The sequence below is a fragment of the Ferrovibrio sp. genome, from assembly GCF_036381655.1.
In the GTDB taxonomy this organism is placed as follows: domain Bacteria; phylum Pseudomonadota; class Alphaproteobacteria; order Ferrovibrionales; family Ferrovibrionaceae; genus Ferrovibrio.
Window position 1 is genome coordinate 43,285 of record NZ_DASVCJ010000062.1, and the last position, 11,875, is coordinate 55,159.

General features: G+C 62.1%; 18 protein-coding genes and 2 pseudogenes. 10 read left to right on the plus strand and 10 right to left on the minus strand.

The window, feature by feature from the left end; genetic code table 11:
• Window position 1 precedes the first annotated feature (1 nt).
• Window positions 2-1,006, plus strand: coding sequence for an ABC transporter ATP-binding protein (locus VF194_RS13140; RefSeq protein WP_330891629.1), 1,005 nt, complete (start codon window positions 2-4; stop codon window positions 1,004-1,006).
• Window positions 1,003-2,004 (plus strand): oligopeptide/dipeptide ABC transporter ATP-binding protein, encoded by a 1,002-nt coding sequence (locus VF194_RS13145; RefSeq protein ID WP_330891630.1) that lies wholly within the window; start codon window positions 1,003-1,005, stop codon window positions 2,002-2,004. The genes VF194_RS13140 and VF194_RS13145 overlap by 4 nt, the downstream gene beginning before the upstream one ends.
• On the opposite strand, the gene VF194_RS13150 is transcribed toward VF194_RS13145, so the two are convergent.
• From VF194_RS13150 to VF194_RS13170, 5 genes are read right to left on the minus strand one after another with little or no spacing between them, the layout of a single operon-like run.
• Entirely contained in the window at window positions 1,985-2,317 is a 333-nt protein-coding gene (locus VF194_RS13150) for a hypothetical protein (RefSeq protein WP_330891631.1), read from the minus strand. The two genes, VF194_RS13145 and VF194_RS13150, sit on opposite strands and share 20 nt — an antisense overlap.
• Window positions 2,314-2,637 (minus strand): hypothetical protein, encoded by a 324-nt coding sequence (locus VF194_RS13155; RefSeq protein ID WP_330891632.1) that lies wholly within the window; start codon window positions 2,635-2,637, stop codon window positions 2,314-2,316. The genes VF194_RS13150 and VF194_RS13155 overlap by 4 nt, the downstream gene beginning before the upstream one ends.
• On the minus strand, window positions 2,634-3,080 hold the full coding sequence (locus VF194_RS13160) for a hypothetical protein (RefSeq protein ID WP_330891633.1): 447 nt from the start codon (window positions 3,078-3,080) through the stop codon (window positions 2,634-2,636). The genes VF194_RS13155 and VF194_RS13160 overlap by 4 nt, the downstream gene beginning before the upstream one ends.
• A gap of 15 nt (window positions 3,081-3,095) precedes the next feature.
• Complete coding sequence (locus VF194_RS13165) at window positions 3,096-3,512, minus strand: Rap1a/Tai family immunity protein (RefSeq protein WP_330891634.1); 417 nt, start codon at window positions 3,510-3,512, stop codon at window positions 3,096-3,098.
• The gene (locus VF194_RS13170) at window positions 3,512-4,300 is read right to left on the minus strand and encodes a competence/damage-inducible protein A (RefSeq protein WP_330891635.1); all 789 of its coding nucleotides are present in this window, start codon (window positions 4,298-4,300) and stop codon (window positions 3,512-3,514) included. The genes VF194_RS13165 and VF194_RS13170 overlap by 1 nt, the downstream gene beginning before the upstream one ends.
• A 121-nt stretch (window positions 4,301-4,421) precedes the next feature.
• On the opposite strand from VF194_RS13170, the gene sfsA reads away from it, so the two are divergent.
• Together sfsA and map are read left to right on the plus strand one after the other, a co-directional pair.
• Window positions 4,422-5,141: a DNA/RNA nuclease SfsA gene (gene sfsA / locus VF194_RS13175; RefSeq protein ID WP_330891636.1), complete on the plus strand. Its 720-nt coding sequence runs from the start codon at window positions 4,422-4,424 to the stop codon at window positions 5,139-5,141.
• A 103-nt stretch (window positions 5,142-5,244) separates the two neighbouring features.
• The gene (map, locus tag VF194_RS13180) at window positions 5,245-5,985 is read left to right on the plus strand and encodes a type I methionyl aminopeptidase (protein WP_330891646.1); all 741 of its coding nucleotides are present in this window, start codon (window positions 5,245-5,247) and stop codon (window positions 5,983-5,985) included.
• Here the strand turns inward: map and VF194_RS13185 are convergent.
• On the minus strand, window positions 5,942-6,517 hold the full coding sequence (locus VF194_RS13185; protein WP_330891637.1) for a hypothetical protein: 576 nt from the start codon (window positions 6,515-6,517) through the stop codon (window positions 5,942-5,944). The genes map and VF194_RS13185 overlap by 44 nt on opposite strands.
• A complete protein-coding gene (locus VF194_RS13190) occupies window positions 6,517-7,596 on the minus strand; it encodes a hypothetical protein (RefSeq protein WP_330891647.1) in 1,080 nt (359 codons plus the stop codon). The genes VF194_RS13185 and VF194_RS13190 overlap by 1 nt, the downstream gene beginning before the upstream one ends.
• A 180-nt stretch (window positions 7,597-7,776) precedes the next feature.
• On the opposite strand from VF194_RS13190, the gene VF194_RS13195 reads away from it, so the two are divergent.
• Window positions 7,777-8,331 (plus strand): hypothetical protein, encoded by a 555-nt coding sequence (locus VF194_RS13195; RefSeq protein WP_330891638.1) that lies wholly within the window; start codon window positions 7,777-7,779, stop codon window positions 8,329-8,331.
• Window positions 8,332-8,341: 10 nt separating this feature from the next.
• On the opposite strand, the pseudogene VF194_RS19825 reads toward VF194_RS13195, so the two are convergent.
• Window positions 8,342-9,116 (minus strand): annotated as a pseudogene (locus VF194_RS19825) (DDE-type integrase/transposase/recombinase); the annotation flags it as partial.
• A gap of 17 nt (window positions 9,117-9,133) precedes the next feature.
• Between VF194_RS19825 and VF194_RS13205 the strand changes: the two are divergent.
• From VF194_RS13205 to VF194_RS19835, 5 genes are all read left to right on the plus strand, one after another.
• Window positions 9,134-9,487, plus strand: a complete 354-nt coding sequence (locus tag VF194_RS13205; RefSeq protein WP_330891639.1) for a hypothetical protein — start codon at window positions 9,134-9,136, stop codon at window positions 9,485-9,487.
• A 257-nt stretch (window positions 9,488-9,744) separates the two neighbouring features.
• The gene (locus VF194_RS13210) at window positions 9,745-10,014 is read left to right on the plus strand and encodes a hypothetical protein (protein ID WP_330891640.1); all 270 of its coding nucleotides are present in this window, start codon (window positions 9,745-9,747) and stop codon (window positions 10,012-10,014) included.
• A 149-nt stretch (window positions 10,015-10,163) separates the two neighbouring features.
• Entirely contained in the window at window positions 10,164-10,349 is a 186-nt protein-coding gene (locus VF194_RS13215; protein ID WP_330891641.1) for a hypothetical protein, read from the plus strand.
• A 115-nt stretch (window positions 10,350-10,464) separates the two neighbouring features.
• Window positions 10,465-10,698, plus strand: coding sequence for a helix-turn-helix domain-containing protein (locus VF194_RS19830; protein ID WP_414656102.1), 234 nt, complete (start codon window positions 10,465-10,467; stop codon window positions 10,696-10,698).
• Window positions 10,695-11,003, plus strand: a complete 309-nt coding sequence (locus VF194_RS19835; RefSeq protein WP_414656103.1) for a HipA N-terminal domain-containing protein — start codon at window positions 10,695-10,697, stop codon at window positions 11,001-11,003. Before VF194_RS19830 ends, VF194_RS19835 begins: the two co-directional genes overlap by 4 nt.
• A gap of 105 nt (window positions 11,004-11,108) precedes the next feature.
• Here the strand turns inward: VF194_RS19835 and VF194_RS19840 are convergent.
• Window positions 11,109-11,537 (minus strand): annotated as a pseudogene (locus VF194_RS19840) (dCTP deaminase domain-containing protein); the annotation flags it as partial.
• A gap of 27 nt (window positions 11,538-11,564) precedes the next feature.
• A partial coding sequence (locus VF194_RS19900; protein ID WP_330891643.1) for a hypothetical protein occupies window positions 11,565-11,875 on the minus strand: 311 nt, incomplete at its 5' end.

Consider the following 11,875-nt stretch of genomic DNA (forward strand, 5'->3'; position numbering starts at 1 on the left):
CATGACGCCCCTGCTCTCGGTCAAGGATCTTCACGTCAGCCTGCCGACCGCCCATGGCCCGGCGGAAGCGGTGCGCGGCGTGAGCTTCGATCTGCAAAAGGGCGAGACGCTCGGCATCGTCGGCGAATCCGGCTGCGGCAAGTCGATGACGGCGCTTGCGCTGATGGGGCTGCTGCCGGAGGGCGGCCGCGCCGGCGGCCATGTCGTTTTCCAGGGCGAGGACCTGCTCGCTGCCGACGAGGCCAAACTGTGCGATTTGCGCGGCAACCGCCTGGCGATGATCTTCCAGGAGCCGATGACCTCGCTCAACCCGTTGCATCGCATCGGCGATCAGATCGCCGAACCGCTGCGGCTGCATCGCGGCCTGAGCCGCCGGCAAGCGCGCGAGCAGGCCGTCGCATTGCTGGATCGCGTCGGCATCGCGCATCCGCGCGAAAGGCTGGATGCCTATCCGCACCAATTGTCCGGCGGTCAGCGTCAGCGTGTCATGATCGCCATGGCGCTGAGCTGCGATCCCGAGCTGCTGATCGCCGACGAGCCGACCACGGCGCTCGATGTCACCATCCAGGGGCAGATCCTCGACCTCATCCACGATCTGGTCGAAAGCAGCGGCATGGCGCTGATCCTGATCAGCCATGATCTTGGCGTCGTCGCGGAAACGGCGCAGCGCGTGATGGTGATGTATGCCGGCCGGATCGTCGAGGCCGGGCCGGTGCGGGAAGTCTTCGCTGATCTGGCGCATCCCTATGCCCGCGGCCTGTTCGCCGCCATACCGGGGCTGCCGCGCGCCGCCAAGGATGCCACCGGCTATCCGCGGCCGCCGCTGCCGACCATCCCCGGCGTCGTGCCGGAGCTGCATGCGCTCGGCCCGGCCTGCGCCTTCGCCGACCGCTGCGGCCTGTCCGAGCCGCGCTGCCGCACCGACATGCCGCCCGATGTCTTCCTCTCGCCGCGGCATTGGGCAAAATGCTGGCGCACCGATGCCGCGCGGAGCCTGCTGCCGTGAGCGAGCCGCTCATCAGGATCAGGGACGTCCACAAGGCCTATGCGCTGCCACGTACGCGGCTTTTCGCGCCGCCGCAGAGGATTCTCGCTGTCAACGGCGTCAGCCTCGACATCCGGGCGGGCGAAAACCTCGGCATCGTCGGCGAATCCGGCAGCGGCAAGTCGACCCTCGCGCGGCTGGTGATGGCATTGGAAAAGCCCGACCGCGGCGTCATCGCATTCGCCGGACGCGACCTCAACGCGCTGACGGCGGATGAGCTGCGCCTGGCGCGGCGGGAATTCCAGATGATCTTCCAGGATCCCTACGGATCGCTGGACCCGCGCTTCAAGGTCGGACGGATCGTCGCCGAGCCGCTCGACATGCTGGCAAGGGCGGAACGCGGCGGCTGGCGCGAGCGCGTGGCGGAAGCGCTGGCCGCCGTCGGACTGCGCGACAGCGACGCGGAAAAATATCCGCATGAATTCTCCGGCGGGCAACGGCAGCGCATTGCGATTGCCCGGGCCCTGATCACCCGGCCCAGGCTGATCGTCGCGGATGAGCCGGTCTCCGCCCTCGATGTCTCCGTGCAGGCGCAGGTGCTGAACCTGATGAGCGAGTTGCAGCGCCGCCACGGCCTGACCTACCTGTTCATCAGCCATAACCTGGCTGTGGTCGATCATTTATGCCCGCGCATCGCCGTCATGTATCTCGGCCGCATCGTCGAGGCCGGCGCCACGGCCGAGATTTTCGCCCGGCCGGCGCACCCCTATACCCGGGCACTGATCGCAGCCTTGCCCCGTCCGGTGCCGCCGTCTCCTGACAAGCCGCGGCGCCACGGCCTGCTGCAGGGCACTCCGCCGAGCCAGACGGCATTGCCGGCCGGCTGCGCCCTGGCCGGGCGCTGCCGCCATGCCGACGCCCGCTGCCGCCAGGAAACGCCCGCTTTGCGCCAGATCGGCGACGGGCGGCAGGCCGCCTGCCATAAGGCGGAAGAGATTGTCAGGATGCCTGAGGCGTGATCGGCCGCAGCATATAGCCGCGTTCCCGCATGCAATAGTCGATGAACTCCGCCTCGCGCGGCCCGCGGGAGAAATAGGATGGTGCCTCGACCGAGGTCCTGAATGGCGGCCCCCAGCCGAAGCCGGTGCCGGTATAAGGCGGATAAAGCGGATGCGAGGACTGGCTTTCGTCCAGCGCCTGCCAATAGGCCTTTTCGCGGCATTCCTGATAGTCCTTGGTCCGCTGCGCCGCCGAGGTATCGCTACGCGCCCATTCGGTCTTGGCTGCGCAGGCCGCCAGCGCCAGCAGCATCGCGACCAGTACAGCCCTCACGGCCTCACCTGCACCAGCTTGTAGCCGCGCTGCTCCATGCAATACTCCGCCAGTTCATAGACGCGCGCACCGCGGCGGCCATAGCTGGCGTAGCGGCCGCCGCCATTTTCATCGCCGCCCTCGACGAATTGCGTCTCGCGATATGGCGGGAAAATCGGGTGCGACGCGTAGCTCTCTTCCAGCGCCTGATCATTGGCGATCCGGTAGCAATCCTTTTCGTCGGCATCGCGCTGCGTCACAGCCGTATCCGGCCGAATGTATTCCGTTTTCGGCGCGCAGGCCGCGGCCGAAAGCAGCAGGAGAATGATCATGCGTTTCATGGCTGTTGCACCGGTGCAAGATGATACCCGCGGGAACGCAGGCAGAAGGATTGCAATTCGTTTTCACGCTGGGCGCGATACATCATGGGATCTCCAAACGGCCCCCCATAGTAGCTGCGTGGCCACCACGGATCGCCGTAACGCGACCATGGCACGAAAAAAGGCTGGCTGTAAAAGCTGTCGCGGAAGGCCTGGTCGCGCGCCAGGCTCGCGCATTCAGCCCGATCGGCCTGCAATTCCGCCAGGCTCATATTCGGCTTGGTCCACTCCATGGCGGGGCCGCAGCCGACCAAAGGGGCAAGTCCCAGGATGATGAAGGCGAGACGACGCATGGCCCATTCCGCCGCCGAGGTCAGGAGGGTCCTTTTCAGGATTCTGGCCTGCGGCATACTGAAATCAAGAGCATCGGCCTCTGCTCCATGCCGCCAGGACCGGACCGCCATTCACTTTTCCGTGTGCTATTCCTGGCAGGGGAACGCATCTGTCAATGCCAGCCGCACCGCCTGGATCGCATCCAGGTTCATCTGGTCGGCATTCTCGCTGGCCCAACCGAGATACTGCTGACGCAGCATGTTCGACGGCGCATCGCGCGGCGTGCAGAACCAGCCCGGATCCTTGCCTTCGGCGGCGATGAGGTCATACATCGCGGTGACGCCCTGCAGATAGCGCAAACAGCCGAGTTGCCGCGCCGAACCGTCGGCCGCTTCGCAAGAGGCGGTCAAGTCCCTGGCCAGAAACCGCGGCGGCGGCGTCAAGCTTGGCATGAGTTCCTTCGGCATCGCATCCGGCGCCGAGGACGGCTCGGAAGGTTCATTCTGAGCGAGGGCAGGCATCGCCAGCGCGATTGCGAACAGCAGGCAAAGCAGATGACGCATCAGACGATCTCATTCTCAACCGGTTCGCCGCCGAACCGCCGGAAGATGCCATGCATGGCTTCCGCGGCGGCGTCAAGCCGCGCCTTATCGGTAGAGCGCAGCACGATGGCGGTCGATGCCCTGCCGCCACGAAAGGCCGGATAGGACCCCATATCGACATCCGGATAGGCCTGCTGCAGCGCACCCAGATCCTGCGCCACGGCGCCCTCCGGCACCTGGGCGATCACCGTGCGCGACAGCAGGCGGTCGCCGCCGGTCAGTTGCGGTGCCACGCTGGCCACCATCGCCTGGAAGATCGCCGGCACGCCCGCCATCACCAGCACGTTGCCGATGCGAAACCCGGGCGCCGCCGAGACCGGATTGTCGATCAGCGTGGCGCCTTCGGGGATGCGCGCCATGCGCAGCCGCGCCTCGTTCAGCATGCCGGGTTCGTAATGCGCCTCCAGGCGCCGGCGCGCTTCGGCCTGAATGCCGACCCCGACCCCGAAAGCCTTGGCGACGCAATCGGCGGTGATGTCGTCATGCGTCGGGCCGATCCCGCCCGAGGTGAAGACATAATCGTAGCGGGCGCGCAGATCGTTCACGGCGGCGACGATCATCGCCTCATTGTCCGGCACGATGCGGGCTTCCATCAGGCGGATGCCGAGTTCGGTCAGCCGGCCAGCCAGGTAATACATGTTGGCGTCGCGGGTGCGGCCCGAGAGGATTTCGTTGCCGATCACCAGCATGGCCGCCGTGACGATCTTGGGCGGCTTGTTTTCAGGCTGACCGTCGGGCGCTTCCATCATGGCGCAGGCATAGCATGGGCCAAAGCGACGGACCAGAGCGACAGGCCGGAGCGACAGGCCAGCGCCCCGGCCGCCGCCCCGCGCCGTTGCCTGGCCGGTGGGCCGCGGCTATAGCGGGCGGATGGATTTTTCCGCTCCGCTCACCCCCGCCACCTTGCTGCGCCGCTACAAGCGTTTCCTGGCCGATGTCCGCTTCGACGATGGCCATGTCGAGACCGTGCATTGCCCCAATCCTGGCGCCATGCTGGGCCTGCACGGTCCCGGCAGCCGCATCTGGTTGAAACCCGGCAAGGGGAAACTGAACTGGGGCTGGGTGTTGACCGAAACCGGCGGCGGTCTGGTCGGCATCGACACCAGCCTGCCGAACCGCCTGGTGGCCGAAGCTCTAGCGGCCGGCCGCATCCCGGAACTGGCGGGCTATGCCAGCCACCGGCCGGAAGTCGCCTATGGCGCCAACAGCCGCATCGATTTCCTGCTGACCGCCGCCGAGGGCAACGGACCCTCCCGGCCGGATTGCTATGTCGAGGTGAAGAACGTCCATTGGAGCCGGCAGCCGGGCCTGGCCGAATTTCCCGATTGCGTGACCGAGCGCGGCGCCAAGCATCTGCGCGAGCTGTCGGCCATGGTCGCCGCCGGCGCCCGGGCGGTGATGCTGTACGTCGTCCAGCGCAGCGATTGCAGCCGCTTCGGCATCGCCGCCGATTGCGATCCCGGCTATGCGGCCGCCTTCAGAGAGGCTAGGAATAAGGGTGTCGAGGCACTATGTTACGCCTGTCAGGTCGCTCGGGCCGGGGTCGCGATCGAACGGCCCCTGCCCCTGGTCAGCAACGTATTGGAATAGAACGGTGAATCAGAATCTCGCGCGCGCCTATGCCGAAGCCGATCAGGACGACGACTTCCGTCCCGGCGCCATCCGCCTGCATCAGCCGGAGGATTTCGAGGGCATGCGCAAGGCCGGCCGGCTGGCGGCCGAGGTCCTCGACTTCATCACCCCTTATGTGGTGCCCGGCGTGACCACCGGACAGCTGGACGAATTGTGCCACAATTTCATCGTCGAGCATGGCGCCGTGCCGGCGCCGCTGGGCTATCGCGGCTTTCCGAAATCGATCTGCACCTCGGTCAACCATGTCGTCTGCCACGGCATCCCGGGCGATAAGGTCCTCGAGAACGGCGACATTATGAATATCGACATCACCGTCATCCTGGACGGCTGGCATGGCGATACCAGCCGCATGTTCCTGCTCGGCGATGTCGGGGTGAAGGGACGCCGCATCTGCGACATCACCCATGAAGCGATGATGCGCGGCATCGAAGTGGTCAAGCCGGGCGCGACGACCGGCGATATCGGCCACGCGATTCAGAAATTCGTCGAGAAGGAGCGCTTCTCGGTGGTGCGCGATTTCTGCGGCCATGGGCTGGGACGCATCTTCCACGAGCCGCCCAACATCCTGCATTACGGCGAGCCCGGCACCGGCGTGCCACTGAAGGCCGGCATGTTCTTCACCATCGAACCGATGGTGAATGCCGGCAAATGGCAGGTGAAGCTGCTCTCCGATGGCTGGACGGCGGTCACCAAGGACCGCTCCCTCTCCGCGCAGTTCGAGCATTCGATCGGCGTCACCGAGACCGGCTACGAGATTTTCACGCTGTCGCCCAAGGGCTGGCACAAGCCGCCTTACGACTGACGACCTGCTTGGCGACGGCGATTCCCGCGCCGCCCAGGAATTCGGCTTGGATTTCCGCTGCCTGATGCAGGTCGAAGACGATCGAAGAATGCGAAATATTCAGGGCCGAGATCCTACCGTTTGTCGGCAAGGGCTGAACCTTGCCGCCGACGATGTCCGGAGCGTCGGCGAGCAACTCGAGAATCATCAAGGCGCCGTGTTCTGTCCGGGTCTGCCAGCGCCACGACTGCTTCTGACCATTGTCATTTGTCGCACGCTCGAATCCGAGCTTACGCAAATTATCCTCAAGCGTGTGATACGCCTCGGTGTCAGCAAGAATCTGGAGGTCGATAACGATATCGACGTCCTGGGTGCCGGCGTGCCGCGGCACATCGGGCGGCCGCGCCTTGATGAGATAGCGCGGCGTGAGGCCACCGACCAGAAAGACGGAATCTTTCCACGGCCCCAGGCCACGGAGAAGCGTTACTAGAACGCGCTCGCAATCCAAGGTGTATTGGTCGGTGTATCCATCAAGGGTGGCGGGCTTGGCCATCAGAACCCGATCCTCTCGTGTCGTAAGTACTCCGCCATTTCTTTTGCGCGACCTTCGCTGCGCAGAAGGTCGAGATAGACCAGTATGGGGCTGGCCAGCCACACGTCATCGAGCTTTTCTCGAAACAACAGCTCACCTGACGACTTCACCTCAATGACCGCGAGATTGGCCCCCTCATTTACAACGCGCGCATCCAGAGTGCCGAGCGCCTCGTCCGCCGCGCGTCCAGGCGTGAGCCGACACCGCACCTGCGACACGCTTGAGAGATAGGGCGAATAGCGTTGTGCCGCCGCTTCATGCGTAATCGCATAGGCAACATCATGCTGTTCCAGCGCGCGACCGAGGCGTCCGGGCAAATCCAATGGTTTGGTCGCCGGCACATAGTAGCGTCGGAGCGCAGGAGGGCGGTTCGCCGCGACCTGCTTGGACCAAGCATCCAGCAAGGCACCTGGTTCTCGGAGCAACCGCTCTTTGCTCGGTCCCCGCCCCTGCATGTCGAGCCAATCAAATCGCTCAAGTTCGGTCATGACCTGCGACACCGTTGCAGGCGATGCATGCGACTGCTCGGCCAGTTCTTTGACGTTCACCCACTTATGATGATGCATGAGAAGAGCGTGAAGCACTTGGGCTCGGCGGCCAGAAAACAACGACCGCAGCGATTTTGCGAGAGTCTTAGGCGGAGGCTTTTCTATGTAGACGTAGACTCCTCGCGCCGGCAGGAAGAAACTTCCCCCGCTGTCGAAATATCCGACCTGCTCTTCGCGAAGCAATTCCTTCGCCCCCGGCGAGATCGCCTCGGCGACAACGAGGGGGACTCGTTGTCCCGCAGAGGCATCCGGCGCGCCAGGCTCCATGTAACGGCGGATCTGCCAGACGAGCTCTCGTACATCCCTTGGATAAACAGCGCGCTTAGCCTCGACGAGAAGGCATATTGATCGGTCTCCAATATGGAGATCGATCCGGGCGTCATAGCCTTTGTCGCGCCTTCCCGATGCAGACTGCGCCGGCTCTATATGAGCATCCGGCAGAGTCCGAAGGGTTTCCAAAACGCCTTCGATGAGGTCGCGCTCAAGTTTCATGTCCAATCATTAAACCTTCTTCACTGCACAGTAAATATACCTCTCAAACTGAATATTCTGAAAAAACCCATATTTACTGCGCAGGGAATTAGGCAAAAATCCCGGTTTCTGCAAGAATCCTTGGGTTAGTTGAATGCCTCATAAGACCGGGCATATTTGGCCGGTCAAAAAGAGCGCCTCATGTTGATCTACAATCCTGAAAAATTCGCATCGCTCTTTGAGAGCGATATCGGCCAACGCCTCTGGTCGTTCTTGGTTCGGCCGGAGACCATTGTTCGGCTCGAGACGGCGTCGGAGTTGAGCAAGCCGACGGTTGAAGGGATCGAGGAACAACTTCTCCAGGAATTCGGCGAGGCGATCCTGGCTGACCGAGTCAAGCAAATGGTCGGGCACATGGTGCGACAGATCATGGAACACCGCGGCTGGGGTCTCGATCAGAGCGACGTAAAGGTTCAATCCATCCCGTTCATGAAGGCGGCGCGCTACCGGCGGCCAGATTGGTCTACGTTTCATGTCTTTCGTAACGCCGGTGATCCGCGCGACGTGGTGATCACGGACCGACGCCAGAATGCTGCGCTGCCGGAAGGAATTCGCTGGGTGTACTACGCGACATTCGCCAGCCCCTTAAAGGCGGCCATCGCGTTCGGGGTGAACGATTTTCGTCAGCTCCGAGAAACAGTACGTAGCGCTGGGTATCATCGCCTCCGGGTCGAGCGAATGCTGCGCAGAGCATAAGCCCTGAGGTGCTCTGCGTGGGTTTGCCCGGCGCGATGGAGTGCCATTCGACCTGGCATTCCTGTTGCCGGCGCAGCATAGAGACTGAGGTCAGCTCGCTGCCGTTGTCGCTGACGATCAGCTTCGGGTAGCCGCGGCGAGCGGCGATTGCGTCCAGTTCGCGGGCGAGCCGCATCCCCGACAGCGATGTGTCCGCGACCAGGCAAAGACATTCCCGCGTGAAGTCGTCGACGACGGCCAGGATGCGGAAGCGACGGCTGTCGCTCAGGGCATCGGACAGGAAGTCCAGCGACCAGCGCTGATTGACCCGTTGCGGGAGCACCATCGGTGCCCGCGTCCCCAGTGCCCGCTTGCGGCCAGCCGTTCCTCCCGGTAGAGCCGGTAGAGCTTCTTGTGGTTCATCTGGATGCCCTCCCGGGCCAGCAACAGGCCAAGCCGGCGGTAGCCGACGCGACGGCGCTGATCGGCCAGGTCCCGCAGCCGCTCGCGCAAGGCTGCGTCGTCCGACCGGCGGCTGACGCGGCGATAGGTTTTTGGCGGCAGCCCGATCAGCCGGCTGGCCCGGCGCTGCGAATAACCCTTGTGGTGGATCGCCCAGCTCACAGCTGATTTCCGCGACCTGGGCGTCAGAAGTTGTTTCCCAACATCTCCTTCAGCGTAGCGGCATCGAGCATCGACTCCGCCAACAGCTTCTTGAGCTTGCGGTTTCCCTCCTCCAGCGCCTTCAGCTTGCGGGCGTCGGAAACTTCCATCCCGCCGAACTTGGCCTTCCACTTGTAAAATGAACCATGGAGTTTCCCAGATGTCGAAGAACAAAATCAACCGGACCATGAATAAGCTGGCCGCCGCTAATGATCCCCGCGTTCTGAAAATGATATCTCGTCTTGAGCGTATTGCGGCAGCTGACGAGCAGAAGCGGCAGCGCGATAACAAGAAGCGGGAGAACTTCCATAAGAGGGCCTGCTTCATTCTCGGGGAGTGGCTAATCGACCAGGTGCAGGCCAGCACCTCTTATGGACAACTCGTCGCGGCCAGAATTGCGGAGAGCAACTTCCGGGAACAGGATGCCATAAACCTGGAGAAGGCAATCAAGTTTAGGGTCGTGCCAACATTCTTTCAGCCAGCCCGCAAGCAGAACGCGCCAGCATTAGAATGACGCAGCCAAAAGGAAGCGGAAAGCCTTTTGATCTTCAGATGCTCTCGGCAGGAAGCCGGATATCCGGATCTGATTGTAACGAAGGGCTCATGGCAGGGTCGCCGAAGTAGCAACGGGCGGCACGAAGCGGCGGCTGAATATTTTTGGACTGTAGCAGTCCAAAATTCTTTTATTTTAAGGAGTCGCTTCGTTATGCAAAATCGTACGGCAGACATGATGCATGGAGGCATGCAATGAGTCGCTCAACGATCTTGCTGATGATGATCATCTCGATTGCCTTCGTCACCGGCTTCATTTACTTGCCTGACGGCATCCAGACGTATTCGGAAGCGCGCGGTCTCGATCCCAACAATGTGTTCGACAGGGTTCGGCTCGATGAGCTGTACAGCAATCCGTTCCTATACCTGAAATGGCCCTTTATCGCCTCGCTCGTCGGATCGGTCGGCTTGCTCCTCTACAAGGTGCCAGGGCATGGCTGGCTCATGCTGGCGCAGCTGATCCACAAACTCACTGAGCCACGGCGATAGAGCTTCGTTTGCTCATGGCAAAGCCGCCTTGTCAGTCGTTCGCAGACGATGGCTTGCGTCGTTGTGATCGTTAGCGAGGGTGTCTGCTGGTCCGATCACCTGTACCGCCATCACGGTCACCTGATGATCGTAATTTCGGCATGTTGCTCATGGTGATCAGCACCATCGCCATGCTGATGATCAGCAGCAGCAGCCGTCTTGTCGGCCGGGTAATCTGGATCAGCCGATCGGCACCGCTGCAGCAGCAAAATGACGACTATGCCGGAGCGACGCATTTCGGGAGTGACTTATACGGAATACCGTATTTTCTGCCAAGTATACGGAAAACCGCATAAATACGGTAAAGCGTATTCACGTTGACTTATACGGCAAACCGTATATGCTGACTCCATGCTTAGATCTATCAAAGACATAGGCGACTTAATCGCGGCCAAGCGGCAACAGCGCAACATGACTCAGGCCGACCTCGCTCGCCGGGTCGGTGTCCGCCAGGCGACGATCTCCGACATCGAGAACGGAAACGCCGACCCCCGAGTCGGCACCCTGTTCGCGATCCTGAATGTGCTCGATGTCGGGCTGATGACCGACGAGCACATGATGCGGACCGATCGGGATCTCCGCCCACCGTCCCGCCCGATGGTCGACATCGACGAACATATTGCTCGCTTCCGGCGACCGAAATGATCCTGCAGGCCTATTTGCATGGCGTCCATGCCGGCAACTTCATCCAGGACGAAGCGGGCATCTTTTTCGAGTACGCCGACGGCTACGACGTCGCGATCCCAGTATCCATCTCGCTTCCCCGGTTCGGAATGGCGGGGCCGGGCAGGCGCGGCCGTGCGCAGCGTAGAATAGTCGAAAACTTCCTCTGGGGCCTGCTGCCGGATAACCCGCGCCGCCTTGAAGCGATCGCAAGGGACCCGAATTTTGGGGGCCCTTGCTCTCCGAACAGTGTTATGCAGTTGATCCGCAAGGTTGGTGCCGACTGATTGGAGCTCTCCAGACACGGCGTTGATGATCTCGGGATCGATGCCAGTGTGAAGGACGCCGTCTTTCTTGAAGGTGGTTTCGCAATCGAGGTTCGCATACCAAATCAGAAATATCGCCTGGCCGCGCTTCAGATGGACCGGCACCGGGCCCGCATTGAAGACCGCAAAGGTGAGTTGCCCGCGATAGCCCGGGTCGACATGGAATCCCGAAACATTGACGAGACCGCGGAACTTGGTTTTAGCGCGGATCGAGATGAAGGCCAGCGCGTTTGCGGGAACCGAGACAACCTCCTCTGTCAGCAGAAATGCAAACTGACCGGGCGGGATCGCGAATCCTTCACCTTCGCCCAGTCTGCGGACAGTAACCGTGGTCGGGTCGGCAGCTTGGTCATTGGGAGAGACATACATTTCGGGGCCGATCGCGAGGGTATAGGCTGCGCAATCCACGCGGTCCGGCGAGAATGGCGCGATCAGATCCTTGAGTCGGTCTTGAAGTGTCTCTCCACTCCAGAAGACAGTCAGCGGCATCGTCATCGCTTAATCTCCCCCTCCTCGTTATGATCACATCAAAGAATTCTGCGATTCATAAAGCGCCCTTGAAGAAAGACGCCCCGGTTGAACGTCATAGGTCACGGCATTGATCTGGTGGTTATCGCGGAGTTGCAGCGATGGATTGACGATCCGCGCGATCCGCTGATTCCCCGCTGCTTCGTACAAGCAGAACTTGATGAAATCGGTGACGGGATCAATCGGATCGAGCGCCTGGCTAGTCGCTTCGCGGCCAAGGAAGCGGTGCTGAAGGCGCTCGGCACAGGATTCGGCGCGGGGGTGGCGTTCACCGATGTGACGATTCATCGGGCCCCTGGCGCACC

Coding starts and splice junctions, on each gene's coding strand:
- VF194_RS19835 (WP_414656103.1), top strand. CDS start 10,695: ATGATCCTGCAGGCCTATTTGCATGGCGTCCATGCCGGCAACTTCATC.
- VF194_RS13155 (WP_330891632.1), bottom strand. CDS start 2,637: ATGAAACGCATGATCATTCTCCTGCTGCTTTCGGCCGCGGCCTGCGCG.
- VF194_RS13185 (WP_330891637.1), bottom strand. CDS start 6,517: ATGGCCAAGCCCGCCACCCTTGATGGATACACCGACCAATACACCTTG.
- VF194_RS13170 (WP_330891635.1), bottom strand. CDS start 4,300: ATGATGGAAGCGCCCGACGGTCAGCCTGAAAACAAGCCGCCCAAGATC.
- sfsA (WP_330891636.1), top strand. CDS start 4,422: ATGGATTTTTCCGCTCCGCTCACCCCCGCCACCTTGCTGCGCCGCTAC.
- VF194_RS13210 (WP_330891640.1), top strand. CDS start 9,745: ATGATGATCATCTCGATTGCCTTCGTCACCGGCTTCATTTACTTGCCT.
- VF194_RS13190 (WP_330891647.1), bottom strand. CDS start 7,596: ATGAAACTTGAGCGCGACCTCATCGAAGGCGTTTTGGAAACCCTTCGG.
- VF194_RS13205 (WP_330891639.1), top strand. CDS start 9,134: ATGTCGAAGAACAAAATCAACCGGACCATGAATAAGCTGGCCGCCGCT.
- map (WP_330891646.1), top strand. CDS start 5,245: ATGCGCAAGGCCGGCCGGCTGGCGGCCGAGGTCCTCGACTTCATCACC.
- VF194_RS13140 (WP_330891629.1), top strand. CDS start 2: ATGACGCCCCTGCTCTCGGTCAAGGATCTTCACGTCAGCCTGCCGACC.
- VF194_RS13215 (WP_330891641.1), top strand. CDS start 10,164: ATGGTGATCAGCACCATCGCCATGCTGATGATCAGCAGCAGCAGCCGT.
- VF194_RS13195 (WP_330891638.1), top strand. CDS start 7,777: ATGTTGATCTACAATCCTGAAAAATTCGCATCGCTCTTTGAGAGCGAT.
- VF194_RS13160 (WP_330891633.1), bottom strand. CDS start 3,080: ATGGCGGTCCGGTCCTGGCGGCATGGAGCAGAGGCCGATGCTCTTGAT.
- VF194_RS19830 (WP_414656102.1), top strand. CDS start 10,465: ATGACTCAGGCCGACCTCGCTCGCCGGGTCGGTGTCCGCCAGGCGACG.
- VF194_RS13165 (WP_330891634.1), bottom strand. CDS start 3,512: ATGCGTCATCTGCTTTGCCTGCTGTTCGCAATCGCGCTGGCGATGCCT.